Source organism: Anabaena sp. UHCC 0204, from assembly GCF_009711975.1.
GTDB lineage: Bacteria > Cyanobacteriota > Cyanobacteriia > Cyanobacteriales > Nostocaceae > Dolichospermum.
In genome coordinates, this window is the sequence record NZ_VIKW01000004.1 from 12,713 (window position 1) to 26,984 (window position 14,272).

Annotated in this window: 11 protein-coding genes and 1 tRNA gene; 4 read left to right on the forward strand and 8 right to left on the reverse strand. The window is 38.4% G+C overall.

The genetic code is table 11. The features are described 5' to 3' along the window. Positions 1 to 35: 35 nt before the first annotated feature. From FJR04_RS04415 to FJR04_RS04425, 3 genes are all read right to left on the reverse strand, one after another. Positions 36 to 1,220, reverse strand: coding sequence for an esterase-like activity of phytase family protein (locus FJR04_RS04415; protein ID WP_168492190.1), 1,185 nt, complete (start codon positions 1,218 to 1,220; stop codon positions 36 to 38). Positions 1,221 to 1,258: 38 nt separating this feature from the next. Then, positions 1,259 to 2,722 (reverse strand): TM0106 family RecB-like putative nuclease, encoded by a 1,464-nt coding sequence (locus FJR04_RS04420; RefSeq protein ID WP_168492192.1) that lies wholly within the window; start codon positions 2,720 to 2,722, stop codon positions 1,259 to 1,261. A 140-nt stretch (positions 2,723 to 2,862) separates the two neighbouring features. After that, entirely contained in the window at positions 2,863 to 3,738 is an 876-nt protein-coding gene (locus FJR04_RS04425) for an Npun_R2479 family HD domain-containing metalloprotein (RefSeq protein ID WP_168492194.1), read from the reverse strand. 338 nt (positions 3,739 to 4,076) lie between these two features. Between FJR04_RS04425 and FJR04_RS04430 the strand changes: the two genes are divergently transcribed. Then, positions 4,077 to 4,148, forward strand: a tRNA-Gly gene (locus tag FJR04_RS04430). Between the two features lie 187 nt (positions 4,149 to 4,335). On the opposite strand, the gene FJR04_RS04435 is transcribed toward FJR04_RS04430, so the two are convergent. Together FJR04_RS04435 and FJR04_RS04440 are read right to left on the reverse strand one after the other, a co-directional pair. Then, complete coding sequence (locus FJR04_RS04435) at positions 4,336 to 5,112, reverse strand: RNA polymerase sigma factor SigF (RefSeq protein ID WP_168492466.1); 777 nt, start codon at positions 5,110 to 5,112, stop codon at positions 4,336 to 4,338. A 726-nt stretch (positions 5,113 to 5,838) separates the two neighbouring features. Continuing rightward, entirely contained in the window at positions 5,839 to 6,669 is an 831-nt protein-coding gene (locus FJR04_RS04440; protein WP_168492196.1) for a photosystem II manganese-stabilizing polypeptide, read from the reverse strand. 467 nt (positions 6,670 to 7,136) lie between these two features. Here FJR04_RS04440 and FJR04_RS04445 point away from each other — a divergent pair, with 467 nt between their 5' ends. The 3 genes from FJR04_RS04445 to ftsZ all read left to right on the forward strand — a co-directional run bounded on the left by FJR04_RS04445 (position 7,137) and on the right by ftsZ (position 10,606). Continuing rightward, complete coding sequence (locus tag FJR04_RS04445) at positions 7,137 to 7,499, forward strand: hypothetical protein (RefSeq protein ID WP_168492197.1); 363 nt, start codon at positions 7,137 to 7,139, stop codon at positions 7,497 to 7,499. Positions 7,500 to 7,768: 269 nt separating this feature from the next. Beyond that, positions 7,769 to 8,707 (forward strand): cell division protein FtsQ/DivIB, encoded by a 939-nt coding sequence (locus FJR04_RS04450; RefSeq protein WP_168492198.1) that lies wholly within the window; start codon positions 7,769 to 7,771, stop codon positions 8,705 to 8,707. Between the two features lie 609 nt (positions 8,708 to 9,316). Further along, the gene (ftsZ, locus tag FJR04_RS04455) at positions 9,317 to 10,606 is read left to right on the forward strand and encodes a cell division protein FtsZ (protein WP_168492200.1); all 1,290 of its coding nucleotides are present in this window, start codon (positions 9,317 to 9,319) and stop codon (positions 10,604 to 10,606) included. A gap of 164 nt (positions 10,607 to 10,770) precedes the next feature. On the opposite strand, the gene gshB is transcribed toward ftsZ, so the two are convergent. The 3 genes from gshB to guaA all read right to left on the reverse strand — a co-directional run bounded on the left by gshB (position 10,771) and on the right by guaA (position 14,147). Continuing rightward, positions 10,771 to 11,733, reverse strand: a complete 963-nt coding sequence (gshB, locus tag FJR04_RS04460) for a glutathione synthase (protein WP_168492201.1) — start codon at positions 11,731 to 11,733, stop codon at positions 10,771 to 10,773. Positions 11,734 to 12,035: 302 nt separating this feature from the next. Further along, the gene (gene grxC / locus FJR04_RS04465) at positions 12,036 to 12,296 is read right to left on the reverse strand and encodes a glutaredoxin 3 (RefSeq protein ID WP_168492203.1); all 261 of its coding nucleotides are present in this window, start codon (positions 12,294 to 12,296) and stop codon (positions 12,036 to 12,038) included. A 228-nt stretch (positions 12,297 to 12,524) separates the two neighbouring features. Continuing rightward, positions 12,525 to 14,147 carry a glutamine-hydrolyzing GMP synthase gene (gene guaA / locus FJR04_RS04470; RefSeq protein ID WP_168492467.1) on the reverse strand — a complete coding sequence of 541 codons (1,623 nt, stop codon included), beginning with the start codon at positions 14,145 to 14,147 and terminating at the stop codon, positions 12,525 to 12,527. Positions 14,148 to 14,272 lie beyond the last annotated feature (125 nt).

Below are 14,272 nucleotides of genomic sequence, written 5' to 3' on the forward strand. Positions count from 1 at the left end.
ACGTGAATATACGTAAAAAAAGGAATTTTTAATGATTATTGAGCATTAGGCATTCTCAGAAGATTTAATAATCTAGTTAGTGGTGATTCTATTTTCAGTTTAAAGGCTAAAATTTGGGTTTGCTGTAACCCATTGAAATTGTTATCGCTGACAAGAATTAGAGATGGTTTTCCATCTGGTAATTTTGCACCCAAAGTCAATCCCTCAATATTATCTAATGATACATCTAAAGATCGTAGATCTAAGAGGATTTTTTTCTCTACTGGTTTGATTTTGGTGATGTCAGTTTTGATCATGCTATCAAAGTGCTGAATGTCGGTAGCGTTGTCTAAAGAAACCTGAAATAAGAAAACTGTAAATCCTAATCCTGTAAAACTTCTTTCTAGACTGAGAAAGTGTCCTTGGTTATCAAGGGCTAGTAAATCAGGTAAGCCACTGGCAAATTTACCTGTAGGATTAAATAAAGGTGTAACTGGTTGTGTCTGGTAGAGAAATTCCTGTTCTGGCTGTTTAGTTAAGAGGTTATATTGCAAAATCCGACAAGGAGTCCCCAAACCAGGTTTAGCTGCTGAACCATCTTGAATTAAGGCGTTTTCTGTTGCTGTAAATAGGAATTTCTGATTGGGTGTAATTGTAAGACTTTCAAAGGCTAAGTTGTTGCGGATGCCTTTTTGGTTTTGTGGATCTGGTAAAAATTTCTCTGGTATGGGTAGGATGCTAATGGTTTGGCCTGAAGCGAGAGAAAATTCTTGAATGAAGGGATTGATGAGTTGGTTGACATCACCTTCAGATGAAACAAATATAGTATCTCTATTGGTGAGGGCAATTCCTTCTGTATCAGTAGTGGTGGGGGGAAATGGTTGATTATTCGTATCTAATAGGTTGGTGACACTGACGGGAACAACGCCGTTACTAGTTAATTTACCTTTGCTAAGGTCAATTTTTAATGTATAAAAACGAGGGGGTGCTTTTTGCCCTCTATCGTCTGATATGGCGTAGTATAGGTTATTTTGGGCATCATAAGTAATTCCTGATAAACCGCCAATTTCAGTTTTTTGGAAAGATAAACCTGTGGGTAAGGTGGCTTGTCCGATAAATTCTATACTACTGATAGTTAAGGAGGCGGAAGCGAAATTACTAAAGAAGAAACCAATAAGAATTAGTGGAATACTAAAAATGATAATTAGAGAAAGTTTTCGGGGTTTGGGGAGACGGAACATAGATTAACTGTAGTAATATTTTTATAAATGCGATCGCCTTACTCGCTGTAGTCATCGCCAGATTTTGTTTGAAAAAAGCTGACTAACCAATCTTTGACTGTACGGGTGGCGCGACAGTCGTCTTCGTTATATTCTTGAATGATTGCTAATAAGTGGCGATCGCCTGTTTCTAACCACTGATCATACCAGTAAATACATTTAGCCCCATTGGCTTCTTGCTCACGCCATGTAAATCCTAACCAACGAGCTATGACTTTTAAGGCATAACTGTCTATTGGTAAAGCTACACTTTGAATTAGTTGTTCATATATGTCAATAAACCGATTTAGTACAGGACGAATTTGAGCATGAGGTGTACGATACAGTTTAGCCAGACGTTGAACGGTATCTAATTCATAAGCACAAAAATGATAAATTGGTGCTTGGGGATATTGATTAACTAAGTTGAGAAATTGCTGCCAAATTAATTTTTCCTCTTCTGGTGTTTCCGCCAAAAAGGAATAAAATTCTTCTGTGTTAGCTGTTCGATCCACAACTAAAACACCTAAAAGATAATCTAAATTTAAATCTGGCTGGGCTTCAATATCAAAATAAAGTTCTATCGGCGCTGTCAAAGTAAGATACTCTGAAGATAGAGGATCTGGAAGAATTAAGGGTTGTTTAGTAAATACAGATTGGGCTTGAACAACTAACTTAGCAGCTACATTACTATCAAACCCTGTCAGATTTTCTAAAGTGCTGGGATGAGTATCAGCAAGTGATTCTAAAGTGGTGATAGATAGATTTTGCAATTGGGTATAGCGAATAGGTGTTACACCTGGTAATAGAGAAAGATGTTGCTGAGATTGAGCGATCGCATAACAATAATTATACCAAGGACAAAGATTACACTTTTGCCGAGAAATAAATATTTCTGGCGCTTCTAATGACTCAATCACTTGAGTATATTCCGATAAAATATTCAGCATCTGTGGTGTCCATTTATCTAAATCCACCACATAAGTTTTATCTTTATCCCGCAATATTAATCCTGCTTTATCCAAAATCACACCCTGAACCGTCGCCAAAACTTGGGCATGAAAAGCAATAACTACTTGATATTCTTGTTTAGGACGTTTACCCAGTTCAATATTGACTGGAACATAATTCCAATTCCCAAAACAAGATTCTCCGGGTTGTTTGACAAGCAAATCCGGGCGACTCAGCAAAGTATATTTTTCACCATAAGTAGTTAATAGCACACCCCGATGAATATAACTCACTCCCTGCTCCATCAGTTTGACAGTTGCTGCTGTTCCTGCTTGCCAATTTCCGGCAGGATAATCAGGTTCGTAGTAACTTAACTTGGTCACTATCCGCTGATGATGAGCTTTTTTATCCTGTTGTACCTTCAGCACTAATTCATTGGGAATCTCTCGTTGACGATAATCACCGTGAACATCTAAAAAAGGTCGCCGTTGACAGCGTTGAAATTGCAGTAAAAGTTGAGCATTAATTAACATCCTTTTAAACTAACAAGAATTTAGAGGATCTGGAAGTGACTACTACAGCAAAATAAATTGTATTTTTGATCACAAAATAAAAAACAGCAAAGCTAAAAAAATCAGCTTTGCTAAAACCAACAAGACCTTGTGAACAAAAATTAAGAATTGAATTGTTCAGCAAAATATTGTAGGTCTAATTGTGGTTTTTCATGTTCGATCACAAACACATTGGCATAAAGATTGGCCATAACTTGTTTCCCTTGCTGTGTCAAGGATAGATAACGCAAGCCATCTGTAATATAAGGATAAACACTATTCCAATAAAACTTGGCATAGTTCTTTCGTAAATCCCCAGGATTTTTATACCCTAAAACTTTAGTTACCCCTGTTTCTTCAAACTCATAGAATAAACTGGTGATTTTTTTTAAATAACGTGGATCACTCAATTGACCAATTAAATCAGCAGCACGAACTAGACCGGCAAAATTTTGGGAATCATGATGATCATCTACCGTTGGCACAGGAAATCTAGTTAATTCAATATTACTCTTAATGACTTCTGCATCAATTAGCGGATGTCCACCAAAGCGTTCATCAATAAACTGTTTTGCTCTATCAACATGATAAGGAGTGAGACTGGCATCAGAAGCACCAAAGGGAAGAGAAATCATCCCACCATCCTGACCAGTCGCATATAAGCCTTCTGTTTCTTGATCTTGGCGACAAACTCCCTTCACATAACCAATATCATGGCAAAGCAGAGAAATAATGCAATGCAGCCAATCTTCGCAGGAAACACCACCTTCACGAATATGTTTACCCCGCAAAATTTCTTGTCCTACAAGAGTAACCAAGACAGAATGTTCGACGTTATGGTATAAAGCATCACTGTTGGCGATGTTTTCCAACGCCATATTCCCAGCCCAGGCAATAATGTCTTGATAATTAGTGTTTAACCCACCATAGGTGCGCCTGTAACCCTCTCGAACTTGATTAACGAAAGCATCAATTATAATTTCAGTGGTATTGAACATACGGGGTTCTCAAACTATATGTTTAATATATTCAGGTTTTTTGCTGACACTGTAGAAAAACGAATATTTATTTATAACTATTGGCATCTATGCTAATTATGATCAACAGTTATTTCCCCAGCTTACATGATTTTCTTCTGTTTTGGCTAATTTATGCTTACTTACCCAATTGCTAAGAGCTAATTCTTTACTAAAGCTCTTGAATAAGCTGTTGTACATTCAATTTGCCCAATTTGAACAGTAAAATGACCGTACCACAATAGTTTCCTTTCAAAATATTGTACAAATTATAGATTTTTTAAATTATTTATGAAGTTATGGTATAATAGCAAATACTTGCGGGCGTAATTCAGTGGTAGAATGTCATCTTCCCATGGTGAACGTCGTGGGTTCGAGTCCCATCGCCCGCTTTTATTGTGAAATAACAAAATTATTTATCCGTGTTGACATTTCATGAACACACGCGCAACAAAGAATTTCTACGAAAAGGGTTTTCAGTAACTAGTACACAATTGCGTAAGTCAACCATTAAAAATTTGACAAAAGCTTGTTTAATCTGCTTTTTTGATTTTTAATTTTTAATCCCGCAGTGCGCTATTAGTCTTCTGCTACACCCATAATAGTTTTCAGCAACTCCAAGCCCTTCTTAACTTGTCTAGAAACTGTCACAACACTAATACCCAAATGTTCTGCTACTTGTTTTTGGGTTAGATCTTGTAAAAATACACACTCAACCACATCCCTAGTGCGTTGTTCTAACTGGACTAGGGCTTGTTGTAAACGAATTTGATCTTCTTGGGCTAATTGAAAACTTCGGTAGTGGGGATCTGGAACTAATTCACCCAAACAGGTAGAGCCTTCTTCTCCGTCTTGGATAGGGACATCAAGACTCAAGGGAGCGCGATTAATCCATGCTAATTTAATTTCTTGCCATTCACTCAGAGAAATTTCTAATGCAGCAGCTAATTCTCCATCTGTAGGTTGACGATTATACTGCTCACGAAGAGAACGGGATATACCAACAGCTTGTTGTTGGAGTGCTAACCAACGTCTAGGTATTCTTACCGTCACACCTTTATCTCGTAGATAGTGTTGAATTTCACCACGAATATAGGGCATCGCATAGGAACTAAAAGCATTGCCTTTAGAAAGTTCAAATTTCTCGATCGCCCGAATTAAGCCCATAGAACCTACTTGGAGCAAATCATCATAGCTCTCTTGGCACTGATTAATCCAATAATGAGCTTCTTTTCTCACTAGTCCAAAATTAAGGTTTACTAGTTGATTGCGAACTCTCTCCGAGCGACATTGTTGATACTCTCGCAACAACTGTGAAATTTCATGTTTTAGTTCGTTGGTGGCTGTAGTAGGCATAACATTTTTGTTTTTAAACGAGTAAGTTGGTATGATATGAGCGTTTGTTAACTTAGTGGCGATCGCAGCGATCGCTCTAGACATGAGAACTATATTTAGATAAATGCTGAGATTGGGAATTTATAAAACCCTATGTCAAACAAAAGTTTTGACTGTGCAAAATTGTCTTCAGGCTTTTTACTCAACTCAGTTGGGTAAGTTTTGTAGTTTATCAAACAACTGTCCTAGAATTAAAATATACAATTAGCGATCCAATATTAAACCGAGATTGTACCTATATTTAACTAATTAGCCATGAGATTTGCTTATAGGTCTTGAAAATTCGGAAGCGGCGATGATTTCCAAGGTTTAGACTGTGATTATTTTTGTTTATTTGCTCTATTCTCTCTTTCAAGGCGCGATTGACTGAGTAAGATTACGTAATTAACTCCTTAAATTCATCTCAACTTTAAATTCCAAAAAGATAAAATTTTAAATCAGTAAATTTACGCTCATATTAAAAGTCCCTAGTTTTTTCAAAAAAAAACCAAGATGCACTTTGTTCATAATGTGCATCTTGGAAAGGGAATTCCAACAAATAAATTTCTTTGGAGACTGGTTAAAATGCCTGGACTACAAAAATAATCAGAGATTTTTTTACTTGAGATTCCTTAAACCGGATTTGTTTCGCAAGCTTAGGGAGGTAATCTTGAAGATTGACACACTCCCATAAGATTCTAGAAATATTTAGACGCGAGGCTCAATCCGAGCATAGAATAAACCACGAATCTTCACTTCTTTAGGTTCACCAGCACCTAAATCTGTATCAGATGGTTGCTCACTCTCGAAAGTACCAGCTATTTCACCAGAAATATTATCTACTTTGGCTACTTGCAAAGAAATTTTACCGTTGAGAATGTCTGCTTTCTTGACATTAGTACGAGTAAGTTCTTCATCATCAGATTGGGCTGGTAGAGCTACAGCATTGTCGTAACCGCTAACAACACCACGACCTTTAGGATCTAAGAAAGCAGCACCACGATAGGAAGGTACTTTGAAAGTTCCTTCAAAGTCAGTAGATGTATTGATGCTAGTTAAATTAGGTTGTGTTTGGGCAACTAAGTTTTTGATCGTAAACAAGAAAGGTACTAATTCACCACCAGGAAGTTTAACAGTGATAGCCTGAAAATCAAGACCATCTTCTTCTGTAAAGGTAAAGCTATTATCTGGGTTAATGTTGAGCCGACCTTGTACTTGGTCAATAGTAGAAGTATACCTAGTCATAATTTTACCAGGTACAAATTCTGCTTCTTGACGTTTGTTTGCAGGTTCTTCTTTAACAAAGAAATTTGTTGGTTCTAAACACAGTTCTTTGATGGTGTATGTCTGCTTAGGATCAACTGCAATCGAACCGCGACTAGTTTCAGCCAACTGAGGGCATTTGTTAGCCAACCCAGTGCCGCGAATTTGTTCATAAGTTAGGACATCACGTCCACTAGTAGATGGTGCATCACTGCAAGCAGTGATTAAACCCAAGCATATAGCCAAGAAAGCAACAATTAAAGCGCGATACCTCATGGTCAACCTCAATGTCAAAAATTAATATCTAAGTTGTCAAACTGCTTTGCTAAACGTAATTAAACGCATTGCGTCTCTGAGTCTAGAATTAAAACCATAGACTAAGCAGCGAACCACATCCATTTTTGATGATGTATATGTTGCCAGTAAATACATCAAGAGTATTTGGATAGGGAAATTAGCCTGATCATACGATTTTTTTTAACTCAAAATCAAAGCACTCTAGTGGTTAAATTTTGCTGTTATGCAGCACAATTTATGGGAAAGCCTTCTCTACATTACCACCAAGGATTCTTGTTACTTGAGAATCGCCAGAAAGTTTAAATTGCTAATTAGGGTATAGGTAACTCAACAGCTTTGTGTACTGGTGATCAAGTTGATGCTGGTATGCAGCAATTCTGACTTTTTTATTGATCAATTTCGTAAATTTTCCAGTATTGTATTAGTTTTATGGAGTACAGCGTTCCATGAACCATGATCAAAATTGGGAATCTAGAGATTTATCCCAACAGTTACAGGCTATTTCCACTACGGTTCAAGATGCAGCACAGACCTGCGAAGGCGATGTAATTGCACTATTGGGTTTATTGCGTCATTTAGAAAAGTTACACAAAGAAATTCGGGATGGAGTGTTTCAGGAAAATTTACCTGATAATCGTCAAAGACTCTACTCACTTCTAAAAGATATTGAGTCTGAGGGGGGATGGCCTTATATCGCCCGGATGCGAATACAAACTTTGTTAGTTAATTTATTGGAGGAAGTTAATAATGAGGATGCTATTCCCAACTACACCCATGATGTTTTCCGGATTGATAACTCCTCAGAATAGGGCAACCTTGAAAACTAACCAATCAAATATTTCTGGATTTAATGGTGATCACATCATCATTAAATATAGATTGCTTCCAAATTAAACTAGTATCGCAGGGCGGAATTAAAAATTAACAATTAAAAGTTAAAAAAGCAGATTGAACAAGCTTTGTGCAAATTTTTAAGGGTTGGTTTATTTACGCCGTTGTGTACTAGATTATCTTGGATAAATTCAATTTCTCTTATAAGCAAAATAACTCGTACTAATATTTTTAAGAAGAGGATTATATGGCGGGGATATTATCAGTTTCTCGGACAAATCTTGCTCAACGTCGTAAAAAATTGCGTCGGCAGCGACAAATTAAAATTATCCAGGCGATTTGGCGAACAGTTGCTGTGACTGGATTTGCATCTGCTTTGTTCTGGGTGGCAATCCAACCAATGTGGGTATTAAAGGATTCAGAGCAAGTAGTTATAAAATCCGGTGATCAAGTCTTGACACAAGAGGATATTAGTTCATTGTTGGAGCTATCCTATCCCCAGTCTTTATGGCGGATTGAACCCTCGCATATTGCTGAAGCTTTGAAAAAAGAACCCACTATTGCCGAAGCAAATGTTAGTCGTCGTCTGTTTCCACCTGGATTAATGATTGAAATTCAGGAACGAGTCCCGGTAGCGATCGCTGTACGCGCTGAAGACATCAACCAAATCCGCAAAGTTAACACAGTAAATAATTGTATAAAAGCCAATTCATCTAAGAAGTCCCTGAATATCAACCCTTGTTTACAAAATCTTAGTGGAGCAAATCAACAAGGTGAACTAGGCTTACTAGATGTTCATGGAATATGGATGCCCATCACTAGGTATATGTCAATTAATCCCCAAGCAAAATTGCCCCAGTTGATAGTGATTGGCTCTCCGGCACAATACAAAATCTTCTGGACTCAACTGTATGAAGCTATCAACCAAAGTTCTCTAAAAGTTACAGAAATTGATTTTCAAGATCCCACAAATTTAATTTTGAAAACTGAATTGGGAACTGTGCATTTAGGTGTCGCTAGTAACAAATTACCTGAAAAAATTCGGGTACTTATGCAAATGCGCCATTTACCCACTCAAGTTAATTCTAGTAATATAGATTATATTGATATAAAAAATCCGGCTGATCCATTAGTACAAGTGAATCAGAAAAAACCAATCTTAGACATCAAGAAATCAAAGAACTGAACAAAATACCAATCCGTTGAAGGTAAGAATCTTTCTTTCGGCTGTGCTACTCCTCTTTTTGCCTCATCCAGATGAATGTTCCTAACTAGTAATTGAAGAGACTAACTTTATATTTTGGCAAATGGGTATATATTATACATAATATAGATACACGATTTTTTAGTCATTAGGTTCAGATATATTGCTAGGGCTGAACCTTATTAAGTTATGGTGCTGTCTGCACAGGATTTGAGTTAAGACTATTGTCGAAATTATCTGGTACTGACAAAAAGCATGAGATAAATAAACATCTATGCTTTTTGGAACTATACTTTTTAGGAATGGGGGTTATCAAAATCAGCGGCTGATATCATCAACTATACAGCTAATCATCTAAACAATGCACCAATAAAAGAGTCAGAAGGCTAACGGGCTTAATAAGCTGTTATACAGCTTAGGTTTTATACCTAGCTCAGTTATGAATTTTCATATCTTACCTGCCATAATGTAGGCTGGGAAGTAATAAAAACAATAAATAACAGTGCCATAAATTCTGGCAATGTCAAAATATAGTTGACTCTTAGGTGAATCACACCGAGAAAAGTCGTTTATCTACCTTTCACAAATCCAATGACACTTGATAATAACCAAGAGCTTACCTATAACTCTCAAGCTGCGGGACAACCAGGGTTTTCTCTGGCAGTTAACTCAAACAATCCCTTTAATAATTCAGGGCTAAACTTTACCCAAGGTCAAGATCACAAGCGGATGTCTACTGAAAATAGCGGTATTGGTGAAATTGTTCCAGGGCGTGTTGCCAATATTAAAGTGATTGGTGTCGGTGGTGGTGGTGGTAATGCCGTCAACCGCATGATTGAGTCTGATGTATCTGGAGTAGAGTTTTGGTCAATTAATACTGATGCTCAGGCGCTGACTTTAGCGGGCGCTCCTAGCCGATTGCAAATTGGCCAGAAATTAACTAGGGGATTGGGTGCGGGGGGAAATCCTGCCATTGGTCAAAAGGCGGCTGAGGAATCTCGTGATGAGATTGCTACAGCTTTAGAGGGTGCAGATTTAGTATTTATCACTGCTGGCATGGGGGGTGGTACAGGTACAGGTGCAGCCCCAATTGTGGCAGAAGTAGCTAAGGAAATGGGCGCTCTTACTGTTGGTGTTGTCACTCGTCCATTTATTTTCGAGGGACGTAAACGCACGGGACAAGCGGAGCAAGGTATTGAAGGGTTAAAAAGTCGGGTAGATACTTTAATTATTATTCCCAATAATAAGTTGTTAGAGGTGATTCCTGAACAAACCCCTGTGCAAGAAGCTTTTCGCTATGCCGATGATGTTTTGCGTCAAGGTGTGCAAGGTATCTCTGATATTATTACCATTCCTGGATTAGTGAATGTTGACTTTGCTGATGTTCGGGCTGTGATGGCAGATGCGGGATCAGCGTTGATGGGAATTGGTGTGAGTTCGGGCAAATCTAGAGCCAGAGAAGCAGCGATCGCCGCTATCTCTTCACCTTTATTAGAATGTTCTATAGAAGGGGCTAGAGGAGTGGTCTTTAATATCACTGGTGGTAGTGATTTGACTCTTCATGAAGTCAATGCTGCTGCGGAAACAATCTATGAAGTTGTTGATCCTAATGCCAATATTATTTTTGGCGCGGTAATTGATGACAGACTCCAAGGAGAAGTCAGAATTACTGTCATTGCCACTGGTTTTACTGGTGAAATTCAAGTTGCACCAGCACAAACAGTAGTTACTCCTAGAGTTATCACTCCCACGACAACTACTAGAAAACCCACACCCCAAACACCATCTAATACTCCAAATCCAGTTGCTGAACCAAAGGAAAAACCATCTTTGGATATTCCTGACTTCCTGCAACGCCGACGCACACCACCCAGAAATTAAATGATTGTGGATATGAGATTTTAGATTAAATTCCCAGTCTCATTTGAGGCTGAGTGCTGTATACAAGTTGTTAGTTTCAGGGTTTTATACCAGTAGGGGCGCAAGGCCTGCGCCCAGTCAGGAGTCAGGAGGAGTCAGAAGGAAGAAGAAGGAAAAAAGTAAAATTACGTATTAGCTTCTATCCATTTAATGACCTGATGGGCAAGATGAGTACCATCGAGACGGTCAATTTCCCGAATCCCTGTGGGACTTGTGACATTGACTTCCGTGAGGTAGCCACCAATTACGTCTATACCCACAAAAATTAGGCCATCTTGACGGAGTTTTTCGGCTAAATGGCTACAAATTTCCTGCTCTCTTGGAGTAATGGTAGTTTGAGCCACTGTTCCACCGGTGGCCATATTATTACGAAAATCACTACTACTAGAAAGACGATTAAGCGCACCTATCGGTTCTCCATTGAGTAAGATGATTCGTTTATCTCCTTCCTTAGCTTGGGGTAAATAGTTCTGTACCATCACCGGAACTTGACCTTGGAGCGTGCTAAGTTCGACAATAGAGTTAAAATTGCGATCGCCTGATTGTAAAAATAAAATTCCTTCTCCAGCTTTATTCCCCAATGGTTTGAGAATTGTTGCCCCTTTAGCTTCCACAAATTGGCGAATTACTTGCTTATCAGCACTAACAATTGTTTCGGGAATACATTGGCTAAACTGGAGGGCATACATTTTTTCATTAGCCCCACGAATTCCGGCAGGATTATTAATAACCAAGGTTTTATTTTGGTTAATATAATCCAGAATGTAAGTTGCATATAGATAAGCATCATTAACAGGTGGATCTGTCCGCATAAATACGGCATCCATTGTTTCTAAAGGAATGAAGGCACTAGGGTTTAACTTAAACCAAGAATTCACTGCTAACCAACGTCCCTCCACCAATTCCACGGGAACAAGTTCTACCTGCTGCAAGACAGCCCAAGCTTTGCTATCAATAACACTGAGCAAATTCGCCTGAGTTATCCAAATTTCGTGTCCGAGAATTTGCGCTGCTTCCATTAGAGCAACACTGGTATCATGACATGGATCAAGCCGATGGATGGGATCAATAATAAAAGCCAGTTTCACCCTTTATGCCTCTCTTCTCTATGAATTTTAATATTAAAGAATATTAAAGATCCCCGACCTCTTTGCTCCATTTTTTCCGAAGATAAATAAACTAATTTCAGAAGTCGGGGATCTGATAACTTTTGCTAAATTTTTGGCTGAGATAATGCAATTAATTGCAGAAGTCGGGGATCTGATAAGTAGGTGAACAGAAAAAATTAAAGGTATGTGAAGAAAAGTAAAATCGTCCAAAACTCTGTTCCCTGTTCCCTGTTCCCTTGCCCCAACGACAATTTTTAACGCCAACCTACTTACACAATTTTTTACGACACTAGCATCTGATCTAATTTACCTTGACGGTCTAAAGAGTAGATATCATCACAACCACCAATGTGAGCATCATTGATGAAAACTTGTGGCAAAGAGCGTTTTCCATTAGCTCTTGCCGACATTTGATTTCTGGCTATTTCATCTCCATCAATGTTGTATTCGATAAAATCAATACTTTTATTTCTGAGTAGATTTTTGGCACGGATACAAAACGGGCAAGTAGTCCAAGTGTAAATTTCTACTTTTGCAGCCATAATGTTCTCAACTAAATGTAATACTTTTTAATTTTAGACCTAAGTCCTATGGTAATAGGTAAAAGCTTTTCCTTTTCACCAATTACCAATTACCAATTAAGTAGGTAGATGCTAATCAACCCAACTATGTAACGAACTGTAAATTACCCAAAACTCTTGGGATTGCTGCGTTCCACTCCGTTCCACTCGCAATGACATAGTTATAAGTTTTCCCACCTACCTACTTATCTATTCCCACTCAATAGTTCCAGGTGGCTTGGAAGTAATGTCATAAACCACACGGTTCACACCCTTCACTTCATTGACAATGCGGGTAGAAATTCCTTCTAGTACATCGTAAGGAATACGCGCCCAGTCTGCCGTCATGCCATCTTCGCTAGTAACTATCCGTAAAACAATGGGATAAGCATAAGTGCGTTTATCACCCATGACACCAACGCTGCGAATAGGTAATAAGACAGCAAAAGCTTGCCAAACCTCGTGATATAAACCGCGTTGGTTAATTTCTTGACGGACAATTAAATCAGCATCTCGCAAAATATTTAAGCGATCGGCGGTAACTTCACCTAAAATCCGAATGGCTAAACCAGGTCCAGGGAAAGGTTGACGTTGGACAATTTCTTCTGGTAAACCGATAGAACGTCCAACTTTGCGGACTTCATCTTTAAATAGTTTTCTGAGTGGTTCTACCAGTTTAAATCTCAAATCTTTTGGTAAACCACCAACATTATGATGACTTTTAATTTTTACTGCTACCCGTTCACCAGTTTTTGGATCAACATTGGTATCAGCGGATTCAATCACGTCTGGATAAAGTGTGCCTTGAGCCAAGTAGTCAAAATGACCAAGATTTTTGGATGTTTCCTCAAAAACACTGATGAATTCGTGTCCGATGCGGCGACGTTTTTCTTCAGGATCTGTTACTCCAGCGATCGCGGAAATAAATCGCTCACGGGCATTGACATATTCTACAGGAATATGAAATTGTTCTTTAAATAACTTGAGTAATCGTTCTGGCTCTAATTTCCGCATAAAGCCTTGATCAATAAATACACAAGTTAATTGTTCCCCAATGGCTTTATAGAGTAGGAACGCGAGAGTAGAGGAATCCACTCCTCCAGAAAGTGCTAATAACACCCGTTTATCACCAACTCTAGCGCGAATTTCCCGAATGGATTCTTCGACAAAAGCTGCTGTTGTCCAAGTCGGTTCACAATCACAGACATGGTAAACAAAGTTACGGATTAAAGCTAAACCACCCTGAGAATGTACAACTTCTGGATGGAACTGGACACCATACAATTTCTTTTCATGGTCAGCGATCGCAGCACAAGGAGTATTATCTGTATGGGCAAGTAACTCAAATCCTGGAGGCATGGTTTTGACTGAATCCCCATGACTCATCCACATGGTTGTACCATCTTCGACATTAGTTAATAAATCGGTGGGATCATCTATATACAAAGATGCTTTACCGTATTCACCTCTATCTGCCTTAATAACTTCCCCACCCAGTTGATTAACCATGAGTTGCATCCCATAGCAAACACCGAGAACGGGTATTCCCAATTGCCAGATTTCTGGGTCACAATGGGGTGCGTGGTCACTATATACGGAATTTGGACCACCGGAGAGGATAATTCCTTTCGGATTAATTTGACGTAAATCTTCTGCTGTGGTGCGATAAGGAAGAACTTCCGAATATACTTGAGTTTCGCGGATTCGACGAGCAATTAATTCAGAATATTGAGATCCAAAGTCTAAGATTACAATTATTTGACTATTAAGTTTTCCCGATTTTACCTGTGTTGGAGATAATTCGACCGTTGGTAGAGTCACCGCTGTATTCATGATAGCGAAAGTAAGTGTGTCGTTAAGGGTAGTAGAAGTCACAAATTGTGATTTTTGTGATTAATGGTGATAAAAGATCAATTAATCATCTAAATCAAATTAATTACGCAAATCATAGTTAAAAA

Bases quoted from the DNA above. Each gene is read 5' to 3' on its own strand.
- FJR04_RS04415 (WP_168492190.1), bottom strand. From the start codon at position 1,220: ATGTTCCGTCTCCCCAAACCCCGAAAACTTTCTCTAATTATCATTTTT.
- FJR04_RS04420 (WP_168492192.1), bottom strand. From the start codon at position 2,722: ATGTTAATTAATGCTCAACTTTTACTGCAATTTCAACGCTGTCAACGG.
- FJR04_RS04425 (WP_168492194.1), bottom strand. From the start codon at position 3,738: ATGTTCAATACCACTGAAATTATAATTGATGCTTTCGTTAATCAAGTT.
- FJR04_RS04435 (WP_168492466.1), bottom strand. From the start codon at position 5,112: ATGCCTACTACAGCCACCAACGAACTAAAACATGAAATTTCACAGTTG.
- FJR04_RS04440 (WP_168492196.1), bottom strand. From the start codon at position 6,669: ATGAGGTATCGCGCTTTAATTGTTGCTTTCTTGGCTATATGCTTGGGT.
- FJR04_RS04445 (WP_168492197.1), top strand. From the start codon at position 7,137: ATGAACCATGATCAAAATTGGGAATCTAGAGATTTATCCCAACAGTTA.
- FJR04_RS04450 (WP_168492198.1), top strand. From the start codon at position 7,769: ATGGCGGGGATATTATCAGTTTCTCGGACAAATCTTGCTCAACGTCGT.
- ftsZ (WP_168492200.1), top strand. From the start codon at position 9,317: ATGACACTTGATAATAACCAAGAGCTTACCTATAACTCTCAAGCTGCG.
- grxC (WP_168492203.1), bottom strand. From the start codon at position 12,296: ATGGCTGCAAAAGTAGAAATTTACACTTGGACTACTTGCCCGTTTTGT.
- guaA (WP_168492467.1), bottom strand. From the start codon at position 14,147: ATGAATACAGCGGTGACTCTACCAACGGTCGAATTATCTCCAACACAG.